The sequence below is a fragment of the Candidatus Methylospira mobilis genome (genome assembly GCF_009498235.1).
GTDB classification, from domain to species: Bacteria; Pseudomonadota; Gammaproteobacteria; order Methylococcales; family Methylococcaceae; genus Methylospira; species Methylospira mobilis.
This window is the reverse complement of record NZ_CP044205.1, coordinates 4,650,375-4,674,922: the sequence shown is the minus strand read 5'-3', so window position 1 is coordinate 4,674,922 and position 24,548 is coordinate 4,650,375. Positions and strand designations below refer to the sequence as shown.

Sequence of the window (24,548 nt, the reverse complement as noted above, 5' to 3'; positions counted from 1 at the left end):
TTCGTTCCGTGTGCTGCTGACATGCCAGGAACAAGCCTGGGGGGATGTTCAAGTAGCCCTGCTGCAAACCGGCCTTCCGGTCACCACCTGGGCAACGGTTTTAGTGCCTCAGGTTAGCACCGAAGAATTATCTACGTTAATTAACAATTTCCCGGCGCTACGATCACTATCATTTCAAGACCACTTGATCCCTATATTGCGCCAGCCGAAAATTCTCGATTTGTTGGCACGGAACAGCGAAGCAGGAAAACTGCCAAGCGTCCGCGTTTGGGCTGGTGAACCGGATGTAATCGACTGGATTTGGAAAGCGGCAATCGAAAGCAAAAAACCAGCCACCGCCCGCCAACGTTTGTTGTGGCAACTGGCGGACAAACAAGCACAACAACTTTCCGTCGATGTCGCGCTTGACGAACTAAGCGACGTTGCCGATATAGCGCTTGATGACTTGGAAGCCGACCGGATATGCCAATGTAAGGAGGGTCGTGTCTCCTTCACTCACGATCTATGGGGCGATTGGTCTCGTCAACGTTTGTTGCTGGCTCATGAAAAGGAACTGCCCGCATTTATCGAAACGCAACTCGACAACCCCGTTTGGCACCGGGCCATAGTATTGCTCGGCCTGGATTTACTTGAACGCCGCGTAAAACCGGAGCGTTGGCGCGAGTTGCTGGAGCAAAGCAAATCGCTCGAAAACGGCGAAAGCCAGTTCTGTGACCTATTGCTTGAAGCATTGATCCGCGCAGCCCAAACTACGGATGCACTCGCACAAGCTTGGTCGCAACTATGTGACCAGGACGGTCTCTGGTTACGCCGCTTATTGACACGGTTCCTTCATCTCGCCACATCGCCAAATCCTGAGATGCTTGAGTATGCCAGATCGCGGGAAGGTTTAAGCGAAACCTGGGCGTCCAGCGTAAACCGGAAGCCGAAACCGGCATTATGGGGTGCCATGCTCCGCTTTCTGGATGCGCACAGGGAAACATGCACCGATCTCGCACCGCTACAAACTGCGGAGGTTGCAGAGTGTTGGGTACGCTGGACCGCAACAGACACGCCTCTGCGAAAACAGGCCGCAGATTTAGCGTTGGCGGTAGCTTGGCAGACCCTTCGTTATCGACAGCATTGGCATCTTCGGCATTACTCAAGTAACCGTTATTCACATAGCGATTCGGAAGCTACAGCAAAAAAAGCTTATTCAGCCGTATTGCTGGCAATAGATGTGTGCGCGGATCTTGTTATCGACGTTGCACTGTGCGCTTGCGGTCGACGCGAACCTACAGAACCATTTCCACCTATATCTGAACCTGATGAACCGGAATTTCAGCCTCGGCCTATTCCGCCAGAATTTGAAGCGGCACTGAATTTTGTTCCTCCCTGGCGCAAATATGAAATCGAAATTCCAGCCTGGCAGGATGGACCACGCTGGCCGATAGACTGCGTTTTCAGAGAAATATGCTGGAAGAGTTTCGAATTTTTACGGTTTATCGTACTCAAACCGGATATTGCTGCGGAAATTACGTTGGCGCTGGTTATCAAAAAAGGTGGAACGCGACTACCGGAAAGCGACTATCAAAGTACACATTACGACTTTGAATTAGCGGACGCCCATTTATATAGACAGCCTTTTTACGACAACGGCCCATTCCAATGTTTACTGACTTTTCATCCAACTATAGGCTTGGACACAGTCGTCAAACTCGTAAACTTTACGACTGAACGCTGGCGGGAACGGCAGCAATGGAAGCTAGCAAACGAATCCCAGCGTGAGTGACCGCAATGGTTACCGAAAGAAGATCTGATTTTAAGCGTTGATATACCATTCGCTGACGGCGTACAAACATGGATTAGCGACCGTCGGTGGTTTTTCAGCTACCGACATATGCCTCCAGCGCCCAATATTCTTGTTTCTGCGCTGATGGCCTTGGAAAGATGGTTTTACATCCAACTGGACAAAAGCGAGGATATAGATCATATCATCGCCGATATCCTCAAACGCACACGCTCATTGGCCTTGGCCGGACTTTTAATTGGAGTAGGACGAAAGCAGCCCAAACTTTTTCTTGGGCCGTTGCGCTCTTTCCTGGGGTCACCGGAAATTTATGAGTTCGATCTTCGCCACCAGATTGATAGAGAAGGTCATCAAATGATAGGTTGGAGAGTCGGGCATACACAAAAAGAGTTTGAAGCCGCAAAGGAATGGCATGGAGCGCCCCATAGAAAAAAAGGCTTGAAAACATTGTGTTAGAACTTCAGTTTAAAGATACGAATTTCAGGAGTTATATTGATAGTGTAAGGGAGATTTGGAAAGAAAAGTTGCAAAACGCCGCGAAAGATGAACTACGAGACGAATTATTGTTACGCCTTTTTCATCAATTCAACTGGAATAATTGGAAAGTTAAACAAGACCCTGAAAATAATATGAGGTTCCAACTCCAGTTCATGGAACCGGGGAAATAGCATTACGAAATGTAGAAGATAAACAACGCCATGAAAATCGTCAAGCGATCATCTACTTTCCAATGCGTTGCCGACAGGTTATTGATGACAAACAAAAGCTTTCAGAAACAGAGCTTGAGCAACTATGGGAGCTCGGTGTTCGACTTCTCGATCTCGATTTTGACGAAATTTTCGATAAAGATCAACTTGTATATGAGCAAGACGTAGCATGTGGCCTTATTGCTGTTGCGGTCTGCAAGTTTAGAGGTTGGCTTAATTTTAACGCGAATCAGGAGCCCGATTGCATCAATTATCTGGTTGAAACGGTGCTAACTCCGCCGCCAGGACGAAAATTCGATATGGCGGAAAATATTATGGATACTTGGTGGGACAGTTTTTGCGCCGATGCGTTGCCGATATTATGGGCAGAAAATCCAGATACGCCTGTAATACGCCAAGCCATAGGCACTCTGATTTTTAATCTGCATTACAACACGGTGCAACGGTTGTTCCATGAAATTGCAGGGTTGCGTCTGCAATTGGGAGAGGATTTCTTCCGATTACAACATATGTTGTTGCGCTGGTCCGTTTTACGCCACCGCCTCGGAAGATTAGGCGGTAAAGAAAAATCCGCCAGCGAAGAGCTAGCGGAAGAAACCAATGTTTTGCTTCGTAAATTCGTGGACGCATCACTGTCACCGACTATTCCACGCTGGATAACCATAGACCATACTTTCGTTGATCATAGATCCAGTCTAAATGTAACCGACGAGTTTGATAGGCAAACTTATTATCCACGGCCACCCGGTATTGATTTGCATTTAATTCAATCAGCCCATGACTGGTTGCCAGACCTTAACAATGCACATAGTGAAACTGAACGCTTACAATGGCTCGAATTTTGGCAACAATGTATTTATACCGTACAATGGATGCTGGGCGAAGGGAAGTCAGAAATTGAAAAAATAGATGGGACTCCGTATCAATTCGACCGTTGGCTATTCAAAAAACTACCTGTCATTCTGGTATCGACAAAAACCGCACAAGAAGCCGAAAGCCTATGGTGCCCGATTCTGACGTTGGGTGCGCCAGCGCATTATTGGATAGATGACTTTTTGAGCGACTGGTGGAATTATGGGTTTTCAAGCGATACGCAAGGACAGCAACGTTTCATTTCGGTCTGGAAAGAGATATGGGCATTCACCCAAACAAGCCCAGCCTGGAACAACGCTGCCAAACGTGCATGGGATATGGATAAAAGTTACTGTTCATTGATGGGGTTGGGCGAGTTAACCTTAAGCGATGGTTTCTGGAGCACGGATAAAAAACACTTGGTTAAAGCCATGACAGATGAATTTCGTCTTTGGTGCGAAGCCAAGTTGCCTGCGAATACATGTGCTCGTGCGTTCATTAAATTCCTTACAAAACCAGTCGCGGAATCGTTACGGATACCAGGAATAAAATGGCTGGATCAAACGATTGCGCAACATGGTTTTTGGCGTAACTCCTGCGACGAAATTGATACACACATGGCTGATCTGCTCGATATAAGCCAGGAACTGGTCAAACAGGGTACAGAAACACGCACCATATATTTTCGCCTGCTACGCATGTTGGTGGAGCATCAAAACCCACAAGCGATGGCACTGCAGGAGCGGCTTGGAGGATAGACTACAGGGGGCTCATTATATGATTCATTCGCTACGAGTTTTTGGGTATTACAAAATTTGCCATGGACCAACTCTCCGGCCTGAAAGCTATCTTACACTCCGCTGACGAACAGCAAACCATTGTGTCCCGTTTGGATGCTTTGGCCGAGAAGACACAACAGGTCAACAAGCATCTTGACACTATTGAGGCCGATGCCGAACGCCTGCTCGCCGTGCGTTTTCGCGAGGCCATCAAGGATGCGCCGTTACGAACGATGGCCGAGGTAGCGCCATTAGTGTGTCGCGAACAAAGAATTATTCTTGATGATAGTTATCCCGAGTTGGGTATCCGCTCTTTCGGTAAAGGCACCTTCCACAAACCACCGTTGACTGGCTCCGAAGTTAGCTCCAAGCGGCTGTTTCGCATCGAAGCGGGCGATTTGCTGTTTTCCAATGTGTTTGCCTGGGAAGGCGCAATTGCCATCGCACAGCCCGAGGATGCCGGGCGTTTTGGTTCGCACCGCTTCATCGGCTGCGTGCCTGACAAAAAACTGGCTACCGCCGAGTTTCTGCGCTATTTCTTTCTGACTGACGCAGGCATGGAAAAAATAGGCTCAGCATCGCCGGGCGGAGCAGGCCGCAACCGGACTCTCGGTTTGCAAAAGCTGATGGCGCTTGAAATCCCGGTTCCATTACTCGCCACTCAATACGCTTTTGACGCGCTTCAAGCCAAGATAGCCGAACTCAAAGCCAAGCATGAAGGCATCCGCAAGGCCAATCAGGCTCTTGTTCCGGCAACGCTGGAGCGGCTATTTGATCAAAAAATAACTCAATGAGTAAGCCACCGGCTTTGCCGGGTTAATTTAGCTCTGCATAAGGAGAACAGATGTCTCGGGAAATAGTCACCAAGCGTGCGTACCTCAAACAAGCCATTTTTTTTGACCGAAAAGAGTCGCCAACGATTCAGAACAAGCTTGCCGAAGCTCTCAAAAAACTACATCGAATTGGCGACAGAAAGGAAGAGCTTGGTGAGGATAATCGGCAGGTACGCTCAGTTATCTATCACCGTCAGCACGCAAATATGCTATTCGGCATCTTTGCATCCTACGAGCGAGGTACTCATCAGTTGACAGTTGCCGAGGATGACGACGCGGAGACATTGACTATCGAACAAGTTGCCCCACCAAAAAGCGAGGACAACAAACGCAGAGAGTTTTTGGAAGGTATTTGTTATTTTGGTTTGTTCGGAAACCATGTAGTTCTTGTTCAGTCCAATGCATTGGGAGCAAAACAGATAGAACAGCACATTAACTGGCTTTTAAAACTATCAAGAGTAATCTCAGAGGAAAATAGCGTAGGACTATCCGAACAAATTGCTGCGGCGACCAAAGAGAGAATCCGCAACGCCCATGTGAAGGAAGTCGAGATTGGCGCACCGTTTATACAAAATCAACCGGTCGCAGGTAGGGAGCAGGAAATCACCAAGGATACCGCGCTGATTTATAGTGGTTTTGGGCTAGATATGGTTCGCCAACTTCTCGGAGATAAATTGGACTCCATGAAACTATCCGATGCACTCGACGGCAATATCGAAGTCAGTCTACGAATCCGCTACAAATAGAAAACGACAGAAAAGGCACACAAATTGTTGGATAACATTGCCCTAGCAATCCGTCATATTGATGAAGACCAGGTAAAACTCAAACTGGTTGGCGGCGGCGATGTTATTGGGAGCCAATTAAAGCTCTCGTCGCCCTTGCGCGTTGAGGCCCGTGATGGGATAGCTAACCCTGATGATCTGTTCCAAAAGATGCGGGCTTGGTTGCTGGACCTATTGGAAAATAAAATCATTGAGCCATGAAAACTCATCTGCAACGCAAATCAAGCATAGTCCAGACTGTAATTTCTGGGTCGTTCATCGTCGTAGTGGGCGCTGGTGCAGGATTTTGGGTTGCCAGAGCAGGAGCACCTAGCGGCACGCTGATTTCCATTCTCAAGTATGCAACCGTTTTGCTCGGTGTTGTGTGGGCATTCTCTATGATTGTCTACAACAAACTTTCTGATTTAACCGAGCTTCCCGGCATTGACTACAAACAGCACCGAGGACTGGAATCGGCAATCCAGCTCAGACTTCAATGGTTCTGGTTTCGGGCAGGACTTCTTGGCATCGCTGGTTTGGTCACGAACCTACCTATGTTTTTGCAAGACGGCGGAATAACGCCAGGGCCAAGAGCATTTGCTGTTGCTACAGGCTCCCTCGTGTTGGCTTTGTTTCTGTTGCGCCGAGTTTGGGCAGAGCTTGAAGACATCCGAGAGCTTCGATCCGAGGTCAAGGAGTTGGAGCGGAGAGAACAACAGCGAACCAATCAAATTCAATCATTGAAAGACGGAGTCGCTGAATGGGAACCTGACTCCAAACTAGGTGGTCTTGGGAAAAAGGCAGAAACGACTAACGGTTCGGATGATGTAAAATAAATTTATTTTTACTATCAATATTATAATGGATGAAGTCGATTTTCTGAAACCGAGCAGGGAAGGCCTGAACATCAAGACGGATAAATGGAGAATGAACAAATGTCATCTGAAGCGGAGCGGCTAGCAGCGATCCGGGCATGGGAAATTATTGCTGACTAAATCATTTAGAACGGTGACCGTTGCAAGCAACTTGCAATTTACTATTGGCCGTAAGTATTTCAATACCGCCTTGAGTAAAATCCCCGTCATGGGTCACCAATTTCCAGCCGCGTTGCCGGCAGGAATCAGCCAGAAGCGCATCATTGAAGTCCTGATTTCCAGCAGAAAAACCCAATAATATTTGCTTGATATCCACAGCGGCAAACGGATGGTCGTAAGGCGTGCATAATTTAAGTATTTGATGTGCGTAGGTTGCAGCATTTTGCCCTATGCTATTGAATGATGGCGATGATCGGAAATACTTGAAGCTCGTCTGAGGAAAATTTGCCTTCCATTCGATGCGGCAGTAACGGTTCAGATATTCGCTGAGTATCATGACATCAAGCGCGAGGTGTACGCCTGCTTGCTGCATTTTTTTCAGCGCCGATGAATAGACCGGTGCATGGGGATTTTGTCCGGAGGGCGCGGGAAACAGATATAGCCAGATGTTGGTATCGAACAGTAGCGGCTCATCTTTGGAAAATTGATAAGCAGCAATGTCGTAAGCCTTATTCTTCATCACTGACTTCCTCTTTCCACGCCTGCTCGTACCCCTGCCGGTTTTTAAAAAAAGCCTTGGCGTTTTCAACCGCGCGTTTGAGCAGAACGAGATCATCCTGCGCCATATCCTGAACAGAAAGCAACTCGCGGATACGCTCCTCGGTCAATTCGCCGTAAAGCTGGCCGATTGCAACATGGAGAAACAGGGAAATCAGCGTATCCACGCCGGAAAAAGATAAAATTACTCGCTGGCCGTCCTTCAGCAGCGGGGCAATTTTATCGTGGACAGTCTGCCCGTCATCAGTGGAAATGCATAATGGACCGCCAACGATGTCGAAAATGCGAATAATATGAGGTTCGTTCATGGTGCTACCCTAAAAAATGTCGTCGGGAGTGACTTCCGATTTTAGCCGGTAAGTATGGCGATCTCCGGTATTGATTTCCAGATTGACGGTGGTGCCTGGAAGGTCGGAGGAAAGCGCTCGAAAGGTTTCCTGGCTGCGTTCAAATTGGTAGAAACCCTGCCGGGAGACGATCTGAATCTTGCCCTTATTTAACTCGATGAATTCTTTCAGCAGTTTCAGGCCCATACCGCCCGGTTGATTGTTGATCTTGGTGCTGTTGCCTTCCTTCAGCGCCCAGCGGATTGCGTCAACCGATTTGATTTGGTTGTTTCGCAGATGACGCCTTACATTGGTTCGAATACCGACGCCGGCATCGGAAATAGTCAGGTCGAGCCGTTTAAGGCGGGGGTAAAACTGTCCGCAGACGAAGATACCGGATTGCGAACTGGAATGAATAATACAGTTCTGGAATACCTCGAAAATACTTTGCCGAAAAAGTTTGCTCAGCGCTTCGGACATGCGAGGGATGCCTTTACCGTTCATATGCTGGTCCAAGTACTCGGCGAAGCAGTTTTGATCCGCAATCTGAATACGGGCAAACGGCAATGTAGTGTGGTTGTTGTCCGCCAAAGAGCTATAACCATAGCTGGATAGAAAGTTGTTTTTGCGTAAAATTTTCTCGGCTTCCTGGCCTACGCTGGTGATTTTGATAGTGTTGGATTTTTCGGCTACTCGCGCCAGTACGCTTGCCAGACAAGCTGCCAAGTTGGCGTCGAAAAAACCGCACTGTGAAAAATCGACTTCCAAGCAGTCATCAGCAAGGTCTTTGGCCCACTCGGCCAAACCGCCCAGTCCTGTGAATCCATTCAGGTCACTACGAATTGTTGGCAGGCGATGAATCATGCCAACGGTAGATTTTTCAGGATAAAGTGCATGGCAAACTCTCTGTTCGGTAGTGGGCAAGCCTGTTCCTGCTATCGGTAACCTTGCTATCCATAGCATTATGGATAATTGTGGCGTGTTTGCCGGTTATTCGCAAATATTGCATCTGAACATAAGTTCTCTTGGGAAACACTGATTAATTCAAAATCCGCTGATTGCGGGCGCGTAAAATCAATGGGTTGCTTTTAAAATCAGCGCAAAAACCGATTAAATCAGTGTTTCCCTTGGAGAACTTATGTTCAGATGCCGACGAGACTCAAAGTTAAAGCTATCATTCCACGCCACAACGCACTATAAAAATACCATCCTTACGCTTTTGACTTGCTCCAAGCCAAGGTAGCCGAACTCAAAACTGGCGCATCACACGATAGCGTACATCTCTACTGTACAAATATGACCGGCCAGTACGCGCTTTCCTTATGGAGGAAAATCAGAAAGAAGTACGTCAAAGTGAAATAACCGCAATATCTCCGTAAAATATCCGATATCAGGACGGCTTCATTGTTCCGTCTGCCGCTACGCTGTGAGTCAATCGTTTCATAGCGCTCATTCTATTTTCCCCTGTTGGTTCCGCATGAGAGTTCTCGAATATATCGGCCTGAATAAATCCATAGCCAAGGCCGCTTACAAAAAAGTCAAGGCAGCCATTGAGCGCGACGATTTCCGCTCGGCTGAAGTGAAAAAACTGACCAGCCTGAGCCACGGCAAATTTTACCGCGCCCGTCTCGACGCTTCCAACCGGCTGCTGTTTTCCATCGTGCGTCACGGCGATACGGTTTATGCGTTGATGCTGGAGGTAATCGCCAACCATGCTTACGACAAATCGCGCTTTCTGCGCGGAGCGGCGGTGGACGAAGCGCTGATTCCCAACGTCGATGCGCGCGAAGCCGCCAACGACGCTGAAGAAGTGCGCTATATACATCCCGAGCGCGGCGATATCCATTTGCTGGACAAGGTGATTTCCTTCGACGACGTTCAAGAGGCGATTTATTGTCTGCCGCCGCCGCTGATCGTGGTGGGCGGGGCCGGTAGCGGCAAGACCGCGCTGACGCTGGAAAAGATGAAACACGCCGAGGGCGAGGTGCTGTACGTTACCCACTCCGCCTATCTGGCGCAAAGCGCGCGCGATTTGTATTACGCCAACGGCTTCGAGCACCCGGGCCAGGAGGCGATATTCCTGTCTTATCGCGAATTCGTCGAAACCATACGCGTACCCACCGGGCGCGAAGCCGGCTGGCGCGATTTTTCTTCGTGGTTCAGCCGCCAGCGCGCCGGCTTCAAGGGCGTGGACGCGCATCAGGCGTTCGAGGAAATACGGGGCGTTATCGCTGCCGATGCCGTCGGGGTGCTCAGCCTCGAACAATACCGCGAACTGGGCGTGCGCCAGTCGATTTTTCCGCTAGACCAGCGCGACGCCCTTTACGGCCTGTTCGAAAAATATCGCGTCTGGCTGCAGGAAACCAAACTATACGATCTCAACCTCATCGCTCACGAATGGCGGCAGGAAGCGCAGCCGCGTTACGACTTCGTGGTAGTGGACGAGGTGCAGGATTTGACCACAGCTCAACTCGCTCTGATACTGGCGCAATTGAAAAAACCGGGGCATTTCCTGCTGTGCGGCGATTCCAACCAGATTGTCCATCCCAATTTTTTCTCCTGGAGCAAGGTCAAGTCGCTGTTCTGGAATGATCCCGATCTGGCCGCCCACCAGGAATTGAAGGTGCTGCGCGCCAATTTCCGCAACGGCGGCGAAGCCATCCGCGTCTCCAACGCGTTGCTGAAAGTCAAACACAGGCGTTTCGGCTCTATCGACCGCGAAAGCAATTTTCTGGTGGAGGCGGTTTCCGGCGATTTGGGCGCAGTCACGACCTTGGCGGATAAAGACAACGTCAAGCGCGAGCTGAACGAAAAAACCAAAGCCTCCACCCAGTTCGCGGTGCTGGTGATGCGCGACGAAGACAAGGCCGAAGCGCGCCGCTTTTTCCAGACGCCGCTGATCTTTTCCATCCACGAGGCCAAGGGGCTGGAGTACGAAAATATCGTGCTGTACCGCTTCGTTTCCGCCAATCGCGCCGAATATCTGGAAATTGCCGAAGGCGTGACAGCCAGGGATCTGGAAGTCGAAGAGCTGGACTATCGCCGCGCCAGGGATAAAAGCGACAAGTCGCTGGAAGTCTACAAGTTTTTCGTCAACGCCTTGTATGTAGCGCTGACCCGCGCGATCAAACGCATCTATCTGATCGAATCCGACGCGCGCCATCCGTTGCTACAATTGCTGGGCATTCAGGCCGGCGCGGACAAAATGCAGGTGGAGGCCAAAACCTCCACGCTGGAGGATTGGCAGAAAGAAGCGCGCAAACTGGAATTGCAGGGCAAGCAGGAACAGGCCGACGCCATCCGCAAGAACATACTCAAACAGGTTCCGGTTCCGTGGCCGGTATTCGACGAAGCCAGGCTGCGCGAACATCTGGGCAAGGTGTTTCACGAACAGGCGCCCAGCGCGAAATACCGCCATCAGCTGTTCGAATACGCCGCCATGTACAGCGAGTCCGTTCTGGTCGCTTATTTGGGGCGCTACGGCAAATACGAGCAGGCCAAACATTACGCGCAACAATTTCCGTCGCTGCGGCGCAAGCACCTGGGCCGCTACGAGCAGAACAATTTCAAGGAGGTTCTGCGCGAATGCGAGCGTCACGGCGTCGATTACCGTTCGCCGATGAATTTTACGCCATTGATGGCTGCAGCAGCCACGGGCAATATCCCGCTGATCGAAGCTTTGCTGGAGCGCGGCGCCAACATCGAATTGACCGACCATCTTGGGCGCAACGCCTTGCATTGGGCCATGGTCAGGGTATTTCAACATAAGGATAAGCAATTCGCCCAACAGTCTTTCGCCACAATTTACGGCTTGATCGCCCCGCCTGCTGTGGACGTAATGGCAGGCGAACGCCTGGTGCGCATTGATCGCCATTTGAGCGAGTATTTTCTGTTCCAGACGATGTGGGCCTTGTTCAAATTCTGCTTCAGCAGGGGGCGATGGGGAGAGCCGCCCGCCTTCGATACCAAAGCTTTGCTCGCCGCCTACGAACTGGCGCCGTTGTCGGTGCTGCCGGAACATCGCCGCAAGCGCCCCTATTTATCCGGCGTGCTGTCTCGCAACGAGGTGGAGCGCGATTACGCCTATAACCGGCGTTTATTTCAACGCGTTAGAACAGGCTGGTATCAGTTCAACCCCGCTCTGTCAGTGCGTGTTAAAAACGGCGAGGAAGAAGCCTGGACGCCTGTCTACGCCGCGCTCAATTTGCCGTTGGTTAAGGAATTCTCCGAACCCATGTATTGGCGCTTTGTCGATCGGCTGTTAAGGCCGGATATCTACGAGCCGACCGGTAATCCTGTGTCGGCGGAGTTGTATCTGGCTGAGCATGGCGGCAACCCTTACGAGTGATACTACAGCATAAAAAATACGCCATAACGCCGGACAACTCTGCACCATGGACCAACTTTCCGATCTGAAAGCGATATTACACTCCAAGCGCGCCAACATTTATTACCTGGAAAAGTGCCGGGTAATGCAGAAGGACGGCCGGGTGGTGTATCTCACCGACGAAACCAATGAAAAACAATACTGGAATATCCCGATTGCCAACACCACGGTGATACTGCTGGGCATGGGTACTTCGATCACGCAGTCGGCGGTCAGGATGCTGGCATCCGCCGGGGTGTTGATCGGCTTCAGCGGCAGCGGCGGCACGCCGCTGATTGCCGCCGGCGAGGTGGAATGGCTGTCGCCGCAAAGCGAATACCGTCCAACCGAATACGTTCAGAACTGGCTGGCGTTCTGGTTCGACGGCAACAAACGCCTGGCGGTGGCGAAACGTTTGCAGCAACTGCGTCTCGATTATTTACAGCAGGTTTGGGGCAGGGACAGGGATTTGCAAGCGCACGGTTTATATGCCGACGATGCCGATGTGGAGCGGGCATTGAGCAACGCCAAAACCAAAATAGCGCAGAGCGCGAGTGTGACCGACCTGCTGACGGCGGAAGCGCAGCTCACCAAAAACCTCTATAAAATCGCCGCCAACCTGACCCGGCATGACGGTTTTACGCGCGATCATGCCGGTGAAGACGACGCCAACGCCTTTTTGAATCACGGCAATTATCTGGCTTACGGTCTGGCCGCCACCACGCTCTGGGTGCTGGGCATACCGCACGGCTTCGCGGTCATGCACGGCAAAACCCGGCGCGGCGCGTTGGTTTTCGATGTCGCCGATCTGGTGAAGGATGCGTTGGTTCTGCCCTGGGCGTTTATCTGTGCCTCGGAAAAAATGAACGAACAGGAATTTCGCCAGCAATGCCTGCAAAGCTTTGCCGAACATAAGGCGCTGGATTTCATGTTCGAGGCTGTCAAAACGTTGAGCGAGGAAGGCAGCCGCTTATGATGGTGACCTTCGTTTCGCAGTGCGAGAAAAACGCGCTGAACAAAACCCGCCGCGTACTCGACAGCTTTGCCGATCGTATCGGCGATTGTACCTGGCAAACAGTGATCACCAGCGACGGCCTCGATGCAGTAAAAAAACTGCTGCGCAAAACCGCATCGAAAAACACCGCCGTTTCCTGCCACTGGCTGCGTAGCCGTGGACGCAGCGAGCTGGTGTGGATCGTCGGCAACCGTAAAAAATTCAATGCGCAAGGCATCGTGCCGGTGCATAGCACGCGTAAAACCGTCATCAACACCCAATGGGAAAACGACTGGCGTTTGCTGCCGCTGATCAAGGCATTGGCCGCGTTGGCGGCGCTGTTTCATGATTGGGGCAAGGCCTCCCTGTTTTTTCAATCCAAACTGAAACCGGGCAAATCGAAAAAAATCATCGCCGATCCGCTACGCCACGAATGGGTATCCTGTCTGCTGCTGCATGCGTTTGTGAACGGCGACAGCGATGAGTGCTGGCTGTCGCGTCTGGCCGCAGGCGAAATCGACGAAGCACAGCTCAAAACAATATTGGCGGCAAACGCCACTCATAAACCATTGGCAAAATTGCCGCCCGCCGCTTCCATGCTGGCGTGGCTGATGGTTGCGCATCATCGCTTGCCGCTGCCCCAGGATAGTTTCAAAGGCGCGCCGCAGGTTACACAATTCGAGCTGTTATTTTCAGTCATCAGCGCCGAATTCGGCTATCGAAACAGCGATGAAAACATCGCCGATTGCCTGACTTTCCCGAAAGGCTTGCCCAGCCGGTCTGCTCGCTGGTTAAAGCAGGCAAAAAAATGGGCGGTGCGCCTGCAGGATGCGTTACCGCTGCTGCAGCAAGCCGTCAGCGACGGCAGCTACCGGCTGATTTTGCAGCATGCGCGTTTGAGCCTGATGCTGGGCGATCACCATTATTCCTCGCAGGATGCCGACAAACAGTGGGGCAACGCGCTGCCGCTGTACGCCAACACCGACAAAAAAACCGGCCGATTCAAACAGGCGCTGGACGAACACTTGATCGGCGTCGCCAGACAGACATTGATAAACGCGCAATTGTTGCCTGCTTTCGAAGACGACGTGCCGCGCGTTTACGATGTAAAAAGACTGAAACAAAAAAGCGCCGACGACCGCTTCCGCTGGCAGGACAAGGCCGTGGAAAAAATCAAGGCCTGGAAAGCCGAAGAAAACACCGGCAACGCGCGCTACGGTTTTTTCGCGGTCAACATGGCCAGTACCGGCTGCGGTAAAACCCTGGCCAACGCCAAAATCATGCAGGCTTTATCCGTCGACGGCGACAGCCTGCGTTATGCGCTGGCGCTCGGGTTGCGCACGCTGACGCTGCAAACCGGCCAGGAATACCGCGACCGCATAGGCCTGGACGATAGCGAACTGGCGGTGATGATCGGTTCGCGCGCGGTGATGGAACTGCACCGGCAAACGGCGGAAGCGGCAGCGGATGCCGAAAGCGATCACGAAAAAAACGGTTCCGAATCGACGGAAGAATTATGGGAAGACAACGCGATTGATTTCGAGATACCGGATCACACCTTAAGCGCGCTCAGTACCGTGTGGTGCGATGGCAACGGCAAGGCCGACGAACGCAAACAAAAATTCCTGTACGCCCCGGTTCTGGCCTGCACCATCGATCATCTGATGGCGGCAACCGAAACCAAGCGCGGCGGACGCTATATCCTGCCGTATTTGCGCCTGATGTCGTCGGATCTGGTGATAGATGAAATCGACGACTTCGACGGCGACGATCTGGTCGCAATAGGCCGTTTGATCCATCTGGCCGGGATGCTGGGACGCAAGGTGATGATTTCCTCTGCCACGATTCCGCCCGATCTGGCCGAAGGCTATTTCAACGCCTATCAGCAAGGCTGGCGGCTGTTTGCACTGACCCGGGACATCAAACACCAAATCGGCTGCGCCTGGATAGACGAATTCGCCACCCGTATCGAAACGGTACAGGATGCGGAAATTCCCGTGCGCAGACAAAGCTATCGTCAGGCGCATCAGCATTTTATCGAAAAACGCAGCGGGCAATTGCAAAAACAGCCGGTCAGGCGCATAGCCGAAATTGTTGCCTGCATACCGTCCGACTGCGACGAAACCGGCATGGAGCAGCAGTATTTCGCGGTCGTTCAGCAAGCGATTATCGTCCAGCACCGGCGTCACGCCCTAACCGACCCTCATAGCGGTAAATACGTATCGTTCGGCGTGGTGCGCATGGCGAATATTCCGCCCTGTATCCGGCTGACCCAATATCTGGCGCAGGCGCAATGGCCGGAAACGGTGGATATGCGCGTGATGGCATATCACAGCCAACAGGTGTTATTGCTGCGCCACGCGCAGGAAAAACATCTGGATACGGTGCTGAAACGCAGCAAACGCTCACCGTTCGACGATACGCTGATACGCCGGCATCTGGATCACAGCACCGCCGAAAACCTGATTTTCATTCTGGTGGCAACGCCGGTGGAAGAGGTCGGACGCGATCACGATTTCGACTGGGCGGTGGTGGAACCGTCGTCCTATCGCTCCATCATTCAGCTGGCGGGGCGGATTTTACGCCATCGTTTCGACATCCTGCCGCAAAGCGCCAACATCGCGTTAATGCAATACAACCTGAAAGCGCTGAAGCAACAACGCCCAGCCTACTGCCGCCCCGGTTACGAAAGCGAGAAATTCCCTTTAGCCAGTCACGACCTGATGGATTTGATCCCCGGCGCACAGTTGGCGAACATCAATGCGTTGCCGCGCATCCGGCGCAACGCCGAACTCAGACCGGATAACAATCTGGCCGATCTGGAACATGCCAGTATTCGACATTTATTAACCGCCTACGACGATCAAGGCCCGCAAGCGCTGCAAGGATGGCTCGACGAATGCTGGTGGCTGACGGCGTTGCCGCAACATTTGAAACCGTTTCGCAAACAGGACAACCATCAAAATTTATACCTTATGCCTGAAGGAAAATTCGTTGAGAAAACCCCGGACGGCGGCATCAATCCGGTTGAGACATACTACAAAATCCACCGTGATCCTTCGGATCAGGCCTGGAGCGGCAAATTATGGCTGCATCGAGACTACGAAGAATTGCTGGAACAGCAGGCCGAACGTCAAGGGCTGTCGCTCCTGCAAGCGGCGTTGCGTTACGGCGAAATCAGCGTGCGTATTGGCGAAAAAGAGAAACTGAGCGGCAACGGCTTCGAATATTCCGATCAGTTGGGGATGTGGAAAAAACAGTGAGCAGTTCATAACCTGCAACAGTAAATTGTAAAGTAATTCAAGTGATAGCATTCATCCTATGAAAGTCAAACACATAAAAATCTTGCATGCTGTATTCGCTTTGCCTACACGGGCATCTATTGCCTTTGCCGAGATTGAGGGATTGTTAATCTCGCACTCGGTGCTAAAAAAACCGAGCGAGAAGGTTCTCGCGTGAGATTCACGCTACATGGCGTAGAGTGGCACGCTCATCGCCCTCACCCGGGTAAGGAAGCGAAAAAGTATCAGGTTGAACAAGTGCGCGCTATCCTCACGCAACTGGAGATCACACCATGAATACGATGACTTATAAGGGCTATAGCGCCCATATTGAATTCGACGAGCGCGATAATATTTTTGTAGGGCGCGTACTGGGGGTAAGCGCTATCATCGGTTTTCATGGCGAAACCGTGACGGAGTTGCGCGCCGATTTCGAGGCGGCTATCGACTTCATGATTGACGATAGCAATGCGCGTGGCGAGACGCCGGCCAGTGGAAAATTAACACAGAATGCGCCGCCGGAGATGCGGGTGCATGCCGCCGCGCTGGTAGCTGCACAAACAGCGGGTAAAAGCCTGAGTCAATGGGTTTCTGATGTGTTGGGTGAAGCAACCCATGCCTAGCTCGTGATCGGGTACGAACGGCAGGTTATTGTTTCCGTTTGCGATGAGCCCTTCGACTGCGCTAAGGAAAGCCTTGTCGAACCATGAACGGGAATGCATCTTGAGAATGGATACAAGCGTAATAATTGATTAAAGCAAACTTTTTATCGCCGAAAACGGCAGCACCAAACGGTTTGGAGTCGCCAACAGCGGCTTGAAACCGAATTTTTGGTAAAAGCCGGCGGCACCGGCAATAATGCTCCTGTAGGTCGCAGCTGCTTTTTTCATGTGTTCGCCTGGCTCGGACGGATTATCCAGCATGTCGAAAAACCGTTGCCAGTCGTCGGCATTGAAGCGGGTTTTTTCATATTCCGAAATAACGGCGTCCGCCTTTTCCCGAATGCTTAGACGAATAAATTTGTTTCTGTCCAGGTCAACATAGCCTCTGGCCCGTTCGAGTAGCTGTAACGTTACCGCATCCATGCGAATTTTCAGAACGTCCTGTTTGTTGGATTCGATTGCCATAGTTCATCTCACTATTAAATAGCAGGCGTATTGTACCTGCAAACTGGTTTAATATTGACTTCATGTAGGTAAAAATGTACGGCAAAGCTTTATAAGCTACCTACTCGGTAGTAAGCAAAAACAACGTTAATAACACAGGTTGTAAATTAATTTACTCTACACTACACCCTTATTTGCCCTGAATTTTAGAAGGACAATGATATGCTAGATATTGTATTACAAGCATTTTTATCCGCCCGGATAAAAAATGTGTCAAATCCAAGCTCATCAGAACTGGAAAAAGAACTGGATGATTGGTTGCCGAGCGCAGCAAAAAAAGCAAATAAACTATCCAGAGTCAGCCATCCCGTTAAATTCAGCCATCCTGACGCCAAAAACATCAGTGAAATCTGTGCAACATCCAATTTCAAAGCTGATGGTTTTTTGCGAACAGGTAATGCCGATACTGAGCTCGATACTATTTTTGACACATCGGCAAACATTCCCATCTGGAAATTTCTATCGCTCCAATTGACAGACGGAAAATCTATCTTGGAACATCTACAGCAAGATAGCGCTTATATTAAACAACAATTAACAATACCGTCGATGCCGTTTATTGAAATCCAGCAAGGCTTGCTTTCTATCACCGAGCTTTCCGATACCGTTAAAACTTCCGAAAAAATCAAACAGGTTTATTTCCCGGTCGATGCAGGCTATCACCTGCTGTCGCTACTGACGCCCTCCGGCCTGATGTTCGCGCTGAAAGCGCGCATCAACGCGATGCGCTTTTCCGATGCCGCAAAACAGGCGCGCGAAGACCGGCGTAAACAGCAGCATAACGAACACGGTTACGACGAGCTTTATAACCTGACCGAGATCGGCTACGGCGGTTCGAATAAACAAAATATCAGTGAATTGAATAGCACAAACGGAGGCACGGCCTATCTGTTGCCATCCTTGCCGCCGCAACTGGAAGCGCGCGAAGTGCGCGTGCCAAAATTAAGTTTTTTTGCCGACAGCCTGTATTACAGACAGTATCAACGCGATTTCCAGGCCTTTCACCGCAATCTGCTTTTTTACCGGAATGACATGGAAAACCGCCAGGCCCGCGATGATTTGATCTTGCAGATCGTGGAGCAAGTCATCGACAAATGCTGGCAGATGCGGCAACTGCCAGCCGGATGGTCGGAAAATACCCGCTTACCCTTGCGGCAAAAAATCTGGCTGGATGAACACTATCGCGAACAGCGCGAAAATACCGACGATTGGCTGGAACCGATCATGAAAGATTACGCGCATTGGTTTGTATATACCTATAAAAAAATCTTAGGTAAAGAACATGTTGCTGTGGGCGATGTCGAACTGACGCATATCCGGCGCGTGATTGCCGAACATCGGGAGGGGTGGAGATGAAGATGAAACAGATGCTGCTGTTGCCGAAAATCTCGATCCACAACGCCAACGCGCTGTCCAGCCCCTATACCATCGGCTTTCCGGCAATGACCGCCTGGTTCGGCGCAGTACATGCCTTGCAGCGGCGGATGAATCAGACCGGCAACCCGGAACCGCTTTTCAACAGCATCGGCGTGGTTTGCCACGCCATTACCCTGCACACCCACCGGGGGCGCGGCGATTATGTGCATTCCATCGTCGGCACCGGCAATCCGCTCGATAAAAACGGCGAACGCCCTTCGTTTATCGAAGAAGCGCGCTGCGATCTCAATATTTCGCTGATAGTGGAATGCGAGAACCTGCCGCTCGATCGCGAAGCATTACGGGCGTCCTTGTCGGGCCATATTAACGCCGGATGGAAAGTTGCCGGAGGCGATATTCTGGCGTTTTCTCAGCCGGAGTTCATAGCTGTTGACGAAATCAAGGCGTTGCGCTCCCTGATGCGCCGTGTAATGCCGGGCTATGCGTTGATCGAACGCCGCGACCTGATGATAGACGCGATGCAAAACGGCGCGGACGCCATCGACGCGCTGCTGGATTACCTGAAGGTAGCCTACCGCAGCGAAATAGCGGACGACGGCACAGTGGAATGGACGGCGAAACGCAAAAGCGGCGGCTGGATCGTGCCGATCGCAACCGGCTTCCATGGCGTCAGCGAACCGGGCCGTGCCGAAAATCAGCGCGACCCGGATACCCCGCACCGTTTCGCCGAAAGCCTGGTCACGCTGGGCGAGTTCAGGATGCCGTACCGCATCCGGCACTTGGACGAAATACTTTGGCGCAGCCGCTACGACGCGGAAAACCATCTTTACCTGATCGAACAAAACCATCGCAGTCGCAGCCCTTTGTCCCCTCTCCCTGCGGGAGAGGGCTAGGGTGAGGGCCAATACAATCATCGCAAACCTACCAGCAAGGAAAATACATCATGGCTAAGAAAGACAAGCCCATCGCCACGGTACTCGCATTCGAGAAAAAACTGGTTCCTTCCGACGGACGTTTCTACGGCGTCGCCTGGGAAAACAAATACGGGCCGGCAGCGCCGCTGAAACTGCAGGAAAAATCGGTGCGCGGCACCATTTCCAACCGCCTGAAAAAGCCGTTGCAGGACGATCCGCTGAAACTGGACGCCGAAGTGGAAAAGCCCAATTTACAGACCGTCGGCCTGCAACAGCGCCGAATTCAGCGCCAGTTACGCGCAGGCGGCCAAAGCCTATATCGACGCCGAAGGATTTACCGAGCTGGCCGGACGCTACGCGGTCAACATCGCCAACGCCCGCTTTTTATGGCGCAACCGCGTCGGCGCGGAACGCATCGAAGTTGCGGTCAGGGTGTTGAATCAGGGCGAGGCGCAAAGCTGGGTTTTCGACGCTAAAACCGTCGGCACCCACAGCTTCGATCTCAATCATGCCGATATCGCCGCACTTGCCGCCAAAATCGCCGCCGCCTTGTCCGGCAAAACCGAATTCCTGTTGCTGGAAATCAGCGCTTATGCGCAGATAGGGTTAGCGCAGGATGTTTATCCCAGCGAAGAGCTGGTGCTGGACAAAGGCAACAGCAAGTCGAAGAAAAGCAAGATTCTCTACCAGATCGACGGCATAGCCGGCATGCACTCGCAAAAAATCGGCAACGCGTTGCGCACTATCGACACCTGGTATCCGGCGCACGACGACAGCCAGAACGGCGCAGGCCCGATTGCGATAGAGCCTTACGGCGCTGTGACCAGTCTCGGCAAAGCCTACCGCACCCCGAAGGAAAAAGCCGACTTTTACACGCTGTTCGACCGTTTCGCGCGCGGAGGCAAGCTCGATCACAAAAACGACGAGCATTACGTGATGGCGGTGCTGGTGCGCGGCGGCGTATTCGGCGAAAGCGGCAAGGACTAATCCATGAACCGCTATATTGATATCACCCTGTTGCCCGACGCCGATATCGGGCTGCATTTCCTGTGGGAAAAGCTCTACCGGCAAATTCATTTGGGACTGGTTGAAATTCAGGAGGCTAACGGCAGCGTACCTGTCGGCGTCGCCTTCCCCGGCTACGATGCGCAACAGTGCCTGCTCGGCAACAAGCTGCGGCTGCTGGCCGAAAGCGAAGCGCTGCTCGAACGCTTTAACGCTGCGCAATGGCTGAGCCGTTTCAGCGACTACATCCATTTGACCGGCATCCGTCCCGTACCCGAACGTATCCGCGCCTATGCCTGCTACCCACGCATACAGCCGAAGAGCAGCAAAGCCAGACTGGCGCGTCGCAAGGCGCGACGCGAAAACATCGGCTTCGAACAGGCGCTGGCCGCACTGGAAAACTTTAGCGAACGGCGCGCCGATGCGCCTTATGTGTGGATGAACAGCCAGACCAACGGCGAACGGTTTTGTCTGTTCGTCGGCTACGCCGAGAAACCGGCCCTGGTACAGGCCGGTTTCAGCGCCTACGGTCTAAGCCGGATAAGCAGCGTACCCATTTTTTGACCTTTTCAAATTGCCGTTCTTTAAAAACCAAATCTAATCAATACCTTATATTGAGCGCGATTTTTCATTGGTAAAAATGGATAATTGCGCCCAGCCTATTGATGTATTTATCTTATTTTAATTCGGCGCACAGTTCGCTGCCGCATAGGCAGCTTAGAAAAACTGCACGGACGCTTGGTTTCCTCTGCTATGGTTCGCTGCCGCATAGGCAGCTTAGAAAAGGTACTTTTAATACCGGACGAGGTGTATGAAGTTCGCTGCCGCATAGGCAGCTTAGAAAGTCAAGGGCGAACCGCAAGCCGCATGCGGAGCGTTCGCTGCCGCATAGGCAGCTTAGAAAAATACGATGCAACATTTTGAAATGCACTACTCGTTCGCTGCCGCATAGGCAGCTTAGAAAAATTCAATTACGCTCGAATGATGAGTCATAAAGTTCGCTGCCGCATAGGCAGCTTAGAAAAATAGGAATTTGGTCGCCGCCTCGCGAAAGTTGTTCGCTGCCGCATAGGCAGCTTAGAAAGGCATCCGTAACCCACAAGGGCCGCGTGTGGGTTCGCTGCCGCATAGGCAGCTTAGAAATAAACCAGAACCGGAACAAATCCCTGTATCAAGTTCGCTGCCGCATAGGCAGCTTAGAAAATTGCCAGCCATGTGACGCCGCCATCATTCATGTTCGCTGCCGCATAGGCAGCTTAGAAAAGGGATCAAGCGCGTTTTCAGGTCGTCTTCATGTTCGCTGCCGCATAGGCAGCTTAGAAAACGAAGAGCTGGAAAGCATACAAGAACATGAAGTTCGCTGCCGCATAGGCAGCTTAGAAAAAGAAAATTGGCTACGCCGGGAAACTCTTTCGGTTCGCTGCCGCATAGGCAGCTTAGAAAATGGGTAGCTTAGTTCCTCACCTGCTCAACGTGTTCGCTGCCGCATAGGCAGCTTAGAAAAAAATGAGCGGCGGCTGTTTCGATTTTCTGTAGTTCGCTGCCGCATAGGCAGCTTAGAAAAAGATCAGATTATCAAACAGATCGCGCGAGGTGTTCGCTGCCGCATAGGCAGCTTAGAAAATCGCCAGCAGGGTGAAGCCGCGTTTGGTGATGTTCGCTGCCGCATAGGCAGCTTAGAAAGGAATCGGTGCGCAGCGTGTACGCCCTTCCCGGTTCGCTGCCGCATAGGCAGCTTAGAAAATACGCGCGGCGCAAACTGCGGCATATAGATTGTTCGCTGCCGCATAGGCAGCTTAGAAAATATGGGCATGACTTCATAAGCCGATTATCTTGTTCGCTGCCGCATAGGCAGCTTAGAAAAAAAAATTAGGCCTGGAATACGGTGCGCAGCTGTTCGCTGCCGCATAGGCAGCTTAGAAAAAGGACGCGAACTATACCGGGGGCGCATTGACGTTCGCTGCCGCATAGGCAGCTTAGAAAACGCGTCTCCGGAATAGCCGCAACGCATGCACGTTCGCTGCCGCATAGGCAGCTTAGAAAACTGAGCATGCTGCAAGGTTATTGGATATTTCGTTCGCTGCCGCATAGGCAGCTTAGAAAAGCTTGTCGAGCATGTAGGCGGCGCACAGGTCGTTCGCTGCCGCATAGGCAGCTTAGAAATGCATCGCCTCCGGAGCGCGTCCTCTGACCCCGTTCGCTGCCGCATAGGCAGCTTAGAAAATCAAGCGGTAAATCACTCCCTTCTTGCCGAAGTTCGCTGCCGCATAGGCAGCTTAGAAAATCAGCGACACCAACGGATATTGTCGCAGATCGTTCGCTGCCGCATAGGCAGCTTAGAAAGTCTACGGTCGCAATCTTGGCATCAACCATTCGTTCGCTGCCGCATAGGCAGCTTAGAAATTGTTATCGAAGAAGCGCACGCGCTCAGCGTAGTTCGCTGCCGCATAGGCAGCTTAGAAAAAGGGCAAACATAACCGCTCAGTCGACAGGGTGTTCGCTGCCGCATAGGCAGCTTAGAAAATCGTAGCCACCGGATCAGCGCCGGCATTAAAGTTCGCTGCCGCATAAGCAGCTTAGAAACAAACCGTTTATCGTTCCGGTAACACATCATGGTTCGCTGCCGCATAGGCAGCTTAGAAAATGAATATCGCGCTCAACGCGATGAAATCGCTGTTCGCTGCCGCATAGGCAGCTTAGAAATAAAAGGCGAACTGTGGGCGCTCACAGCCGGTGTTCGCTGCCGCATAGGCAGCTTAGAAACACTGACCCTTTGCATGCGTTGGCTGTGCTGGGTTCGCTGCCGCATAGGCAGCTTAGAAATACCCTTCGCCATTCCCTGGCTTCGCCCTATCGTTCGCTGCCGCATAGGCAGCTTAGAAAATTACAACGCCGCTTATTTGCGCATTGATCGTGTTCGCTGCCGCATAGGCAGCTTAGAAATATTACAACGAAAACGATCCATTCGCCGCAGCGTTCGCTGCCGCATAGGCAGCTTAGAAAGCAGCAGTTAGCGAACGCCACTCACCCAAAATAGCGATATGTAATGAGATACTTGTCTCTTCTCCGTTCGGAAGGAAACACCGCGTGTCCCGCACTCAACGCCTGTTCGATCTGATCCAGCTTTTGCGCCGCCACCGCTATCCGGTAACCGGGGCGGCGTTGGCCGCCGAGTTGGGCGTCAGTGTGCGCACGCTTTACCGCGATATCGGAACCTTGCAGGCGCAAGGCGCGCATATTGAAGGCGAGCCGGGTCTTGGCTACGTCCTGCGTCCCGGTTTTATGCTGCCGCCGTTGATGTTTTCGGAAGACGAAATCGAAGCGCTGGTGCTGGGTTCGCGCTGGGTGGTCGATCGCGCGGATACCCGGCTCGGTTCCGCTGCGCGTAACGCGCTGGCAAAAATTGCCGCCGTGCTTCCGGGCGATCTGCGGGAAATGCTCGACACTTCCACGCTGCTGATAGGCCCCGGCGCCGACATTCCGGCAGGCGAAGCGGAATTGCCGCTGATTCGTCAGGCGATCCGCTTGGAACGTAAACTGGACATTACTTATTGCGACCTCCAGGACGCTGCATCCGCGCGCACGATCTGGCCGTTCGCGCTCGCTTTTTTCGATCATATCCGTATTGTCGTTGCCTGGTGCGAACTGCGTCAGGCATTCCGCCATTTCCGCGCGGACCGGATAACTTCCCTGACCATCTCCGAACAACGCTACCCGCGCCGACGGCAGACGTTGCTGAAGGAGTGGCGGGAAATCGAGGGCGTTCAACCGCAATAATGTATCTCTGCTGACAGAAACTGTCA

Annotated in this window: 20 protein-coding genes, 1 pseudogene and 1 CRISPR repeat array; of the genes and pseudogenes, 17 read left to right on the top strand and 4 right to left on the bottom strand. The window is 51.9% G+C overall.

Annotated features, from left to right (window positions below; all coding sequences use genetic code 11):
* The first annotated feature begins 10 nt into the window (after window positions 1–10).
* The 7 genes from F6R98_RS21340 (at window position 11) to F6R98_RS21310 (ending at window position 6,560) form a co-directional block, all read left to right on the top strand.
* Window positions 11–1,771, top strand: coding sequence for a hypothetical protein (locus tag F6R98_RS21340; protein WP_153250813.1), 1,761 nt, complete (start codon window positions 11–13; stop codon window positions 1,769–1,771).
* Window positions 1,772–1,879: 108 nt separating this feature from the next.
* Window positions 1,880–2,245, top strand: a complete 366-nt coding sequence (locus tag F6R98_RS21335) for a hypothetical protein (RefSeq protein ID WP_153250812.1) — start codon at window positions 1,880–1,882, stop codon at window positions 2,243–2,245.
* Between the two features lie 274 nt (window positions 2,246–2,519).
* On the top strand, window positions 2,520–4,106 hold the full coding sequence (locus F6R98_RS21330; RefSeq protein WP_153250811.1) for a hypothetical protein: 1,587 nt from the start codon (window positions 2,520–2,522) through the stop codon (window positions 4,104–4,106).
* Between the two features lie 122 nt (window positions 4,107–4,228).
* Window positions 4,229–4,921, top strand: a complete 693-nt coding sequence (locus F6R98_RS21325) for a restriction endonuclease subunit S domain-containing protein (RefSeq protein WP_153250810.1) — start codon at window positions 4,229–4,231, stop codon at window positions 4,919–4,921.
* A 50-nt stretch (window positions 4,922–4,971) separates the two neighbouring features.
* Window positions 4,972–5,706: a hypothetical protein gene (locus F6R98_RS21320; RefSeq protein WP_153250809.1), complete on the top strand. Its 735-nt coding sequence runs from the start codon at window positions 4,972–4,974 to the stop codon at window positions 5,704–5,706.
* Between the two features lie 24 nt (window positions 5,707–5,730).
* Window positions 5,731–5,946, top strand: coding sequence for a hypothetical protein (locus tag F6R98_RS21315; RefSeq protein ID WP_153250808.1), 216 nt, complete (start codon window positions 5,731–5,733; stop codon window positions 5,944–5,946).
* Window positions 5,943–6,560: a hypothetical protein gene (locus tag F6R98_RS21310; protein ID WP_153250807.1), complete on the top strand. Its 618-nt coding sequence runs from the start codon at window positions 5,943–5,945 to the stop codon at window positions 6,558–6,560. Before F6R98_RS21315 ends, F6R98_RS21310 begins: the two co-directional genes overlap by 4 nt.
* A gap of 160 nt (window positions 6,561–6,720) precedes the next feature.
* Here the strand turns inward: F6R98_RS21310 and F6R98_RS21305 are convergent, their stop codons facing one another.
* From F6R98_RS21305 to F6R98_RS21295, 3 genes are read right to left on the bottom strand one after another with little or no spacing between them, the layout of a single operon-like run.
* Entirely contained in the window at window positions 6,721–7,278 is a 558-nt protein-coding gene (locus F6R98_RS21305; RefSeq protein WP_153250806.1) for a PIN domain-containing protein, read from the bottom strand.
* The gene (locus tag F6R98_RS21300; protein WP_153250805.1) at window positions 7,268–7,624 is read right to left on the bottom strand and encodes an STAS-like domain-containing protein; all 357 of its coding nucleotides are present in this window, start codon (window positions 7,622–7,624) and stop codon (window positions 7,268–7,270) included. Before F6R98_RS21300 ends, F6R98_RS21305 begins: the two co-directional genes overlap by 11 nt.
* A 9-nt stretch (window positions 7,625–7,633) precedes the next feature.
* Window positions 7,634–8,566 carry an ATP-binding protein gene (locus F6R98_RS21295; RefSeq protein ID WP_228125007.1) on the bottom strand — a complete coding sequence of 311 codons (933 nt, stop codon included), beginning with the start codon at window positions 8,564–8,566 and terminating at the stop codon, window positions 7,634–7,636.
* Between the two features lie 553 nt (window positions 8,567–9,119).
* On the opposite strand from F6R98_RS21295, the gene F6R98_RS21290 reads away from it, so the two are divergent.
* The 5 genes from F6R98_RS21290 (at window position 9,120) to F6R98_RS21270 (ending at window position 16,906) form a co-directional block, all read left to right on the top strand.
* Window positions 9,120–11,990, top strand: a complete 2,871-nt coding sequence (locus tag F6R98_RS21290) for a UvrD-helicase domain-containing protein (protein WP_153250804.1) — start codon at window positions 9,120–9,122, stop codon at window positions 11,988–11,990.
* A gap of 46 nt (window positions 11,991–12,036) precedes the next feature.
* On the top strand, window positions 12,037–12,984 hold the full coding sequence (gene cas1f / locus F6R98_RS21285; RefSeq protein ID WP_153250803.1) for a type I-F CRISPR-associated endonuclease Cas1f: 948 nt from the start codon (window positions 12,037–12,039) through the stop codon (window positions 12,982–12,984).
* Window positions 12,981–16,265 (top strand): type I-F CRISPR-associated helicase Cas3f, encoded by a 3,285-nt coding sequence (gene cas3f / locus F6R98_RS21280; protein WP_153250802.1) that lies wholly within the window; start codon window positions 12,981–12,983, stop codon window positions 16,263–16,265. Before cas1f ends, cas3f begins: the two co-directional genes overlap by 4 nt.
* A 141-nt stretch (window positions 16,266–16,406) precedes the next feature.
* A complete protein-coding gene (locus F6R98_RS22955) occupies window positions 16,407–16,580 on the top strand; it encodes a type II toxin-antitoxin system HicA family toxin (protein WP_407079326.1) in 174 nt (57 codons plus the stop codon).
* A complete protein-coding gene (locus F6R98_RS21270) occupies window positions 16,577–16,906 on the top strand; it encodes a type II toxin-antitoxin system HicB family antitoxin (protein ID WP_153250801.1) in 330 nt (109 codons plus the stop codon). The genes F6R98_RS22955 and F6R98_RS21270 overlap by 4 nt, the downstream gene beginning before the upstream one ends.
* A 129-nt stretch (window positions 16,907–17,035) precedes the next feature.
* On the opposite strand, the gene F6R98_RS21265 is transcribed toward F6R98_RS21270, so the two are convergent.
* Window positions 17,036–17,410, bottom strand: a complete 375-nt coding sequence (locus F6R98_RS21265; protein ID WP_153250800.1) for a type II toxin-antitoxin system TacA family antitoxin — start codon at window positions 17,408–17,410, stop codon at window positions 17,036–17,038.
* A gap of 201 nt (window positions 17,411–17,611) precedes the next feature.
* Between F6R98_RS21265 and csy1 the strand changes: the two genes are divergently transcribed.
* From csy1 to F6R98_RS21240, 5 genes and pseudogenes are all read left to right on the top strand, one after another.
* Window positions 17,612–18,805, top strand: a complete 1,194-nt coding sequence (gene csy1, locus F6R98_RS21260; protein ID WP_153250799.1) for a type I-F CRISPR-associated protein Csy1 — start codon at window positions 17,612–17,614, stop codon at window positions 18,803–18,805.
* Window positions 18,806–18,807: 2 nt separating this feature from the next.
* Window positions 18,808–19,719: a type I-F CRISPR-associated protein Csy2 gene (gene csy2, locus F6R98_RS21255; RefSeq protein WP_153250798.1), complete on the top strand. Its 912-nt coding sequence runs from the start codon at window positions 18,808–18,810 to the stop codon at window positions 19,717–19,719.
* A 50-nt stretch (window positions 19,720–19,769) separates the two neighbouring features.
* Window positions 19,770–20,727, top strand: a pseudogene (gene csy3, locus F6R98_RS21250) (type I-F CRISPR-associated protein Csy3).
* A 3-nt stretch (window positions 20,728–20,730) separates the two neighbouring features.
* Window positions 20,731–21,309, top strand: a complete 579-nt coding sequence (gene cas6f / locus F6R98_RS21245; protein WP_153250797.1) for a type I-F CRISPR-associated endoribonuclease Cas6/Csy4 — start codon at window positions 20,731–20,733, stop codon at window positions 21,307–21,309.
* Window positions 21,310–21,441: 132 nt separating this feature from the next.
* Window positions 21,442–23,748: direct repeats of the CRISPR family, unit length 28 nt; unit sequence GTTCGCTGCCGCATAGGCAGCTTAGAAA.
* A gap of 84 nt (window positions 23,749–23,832) precedes the next feature.
* Window positions 23,833–24,522, top strand: a complete 690-nt coding sequence (locus F6R98_RS21240; protein WP_153250796.1) for a helix-turn-helix transcriptional regulator — start codon at window positions 23,833–23,835, stop codon at window positions 24,520–24,522.
* The last annotated feature ends 26 nt before the right edge of the window (window positions 24,523–24,548 follow it).

Excerpts from the sequence above, each read along its gene's own strand:
- cas1f (WP_153250803.1), top strand. The coding sequence starts at position 12,037 with ATGGACCAACTTTCCGATCTGAAAGCGATATTACACTCCAAGCGCGCC.
- csy1 (WP_153250799.1), top strand. The coding sequence starts at position 17,612 with ATGCTAGATATTGTATTACAAGCATTTTTATCCGCCCGGATAAAAAAT.
- F6R98_RS21330 (WP_153250811.1), top strand. The coding sequence starts at position 2,520 with ATGCGTTGCCGACAGGTTATTGATGACAAACAAAAGCTTTCAGAAACA.
- F6R98_RS21290 (WP_153250804.1), top strand. The coding sequence starts at position 9,120 with ATGAGAGTTCTCGAATATATCGGCCTGAATAAATCCATAGCCAAGGCC.
- csy2 (WP_153250798.1), top strand. The coding sequence starts at position 18,808 with ATGAAACAGATGCTGCTGTTGCCGAAAATCTCGATCCACAACGCCAAC.
- F6R98_RS21300 (WP_153250805.1), bottom strand. The coding sequence starts at position 7,624 with ATGAACGAACCTCATATTATTCGCATTTTCGACATCGTTGGCGGTCCA.
- F6R98_RS21305 (WP_153250806.1), bottom strand. The coding sequence starts at position 7,278 with ATGAAGAATAAGGCTTACGACATTGCTGCTTATCAATTTTCCAAAGAT.
- F6R98_RS21270 (WP_153250801.1), top strand. The coding sequence starts at position 16,577 with ATGAATACGATGACTTATAAGGGCTATAGCGCCCATATTGAATTCGAC.
- cas6f (WP_153250797.1), top strand. The coding sequence starts at position 20,731 with ATGAACCGCTATATTGATATCACCCTGTTGCCCGACGCCGATATCGGG.
- cas3f (WP_153250802.1), top strand. The coding sequence starts at position 12,981 with ATGATGGTGACCTTCGTTTCGCAGTGCGAGAAAAACGCGCTGAACAAA.
- F6R98_RS21310 (WP_153250807.1), top strand. The coding sequence starts at position 5,943 with ATGAAAACTCATCTGCAACGCAAATCAAGCATAGTCCAGACTGTAATT.
- F6R98_RS21335 (WP_153250812.1), top strand. The coding sequence starts at position 1,880 with ATGCCTCCAGCGCCCAATATTCTTGTTTCTGCGCTGATGGCCTTGGAA.
- F6R98_RS21265 (WP_153250800.1), bottom strand. The coding sequence starts at position 17,410 with ATGGCAATCGAATCCAACAAACAGGACGTTCTGAAAATTCGCATGGAT.
- F6R98_RS21320 (WP_153250809.1), top strand. The coding sequence starts at position 4,972 with ATGTCTCGGGAAATAGTCACCAAGCGTGCGTACCTCAAACAAGCCATT.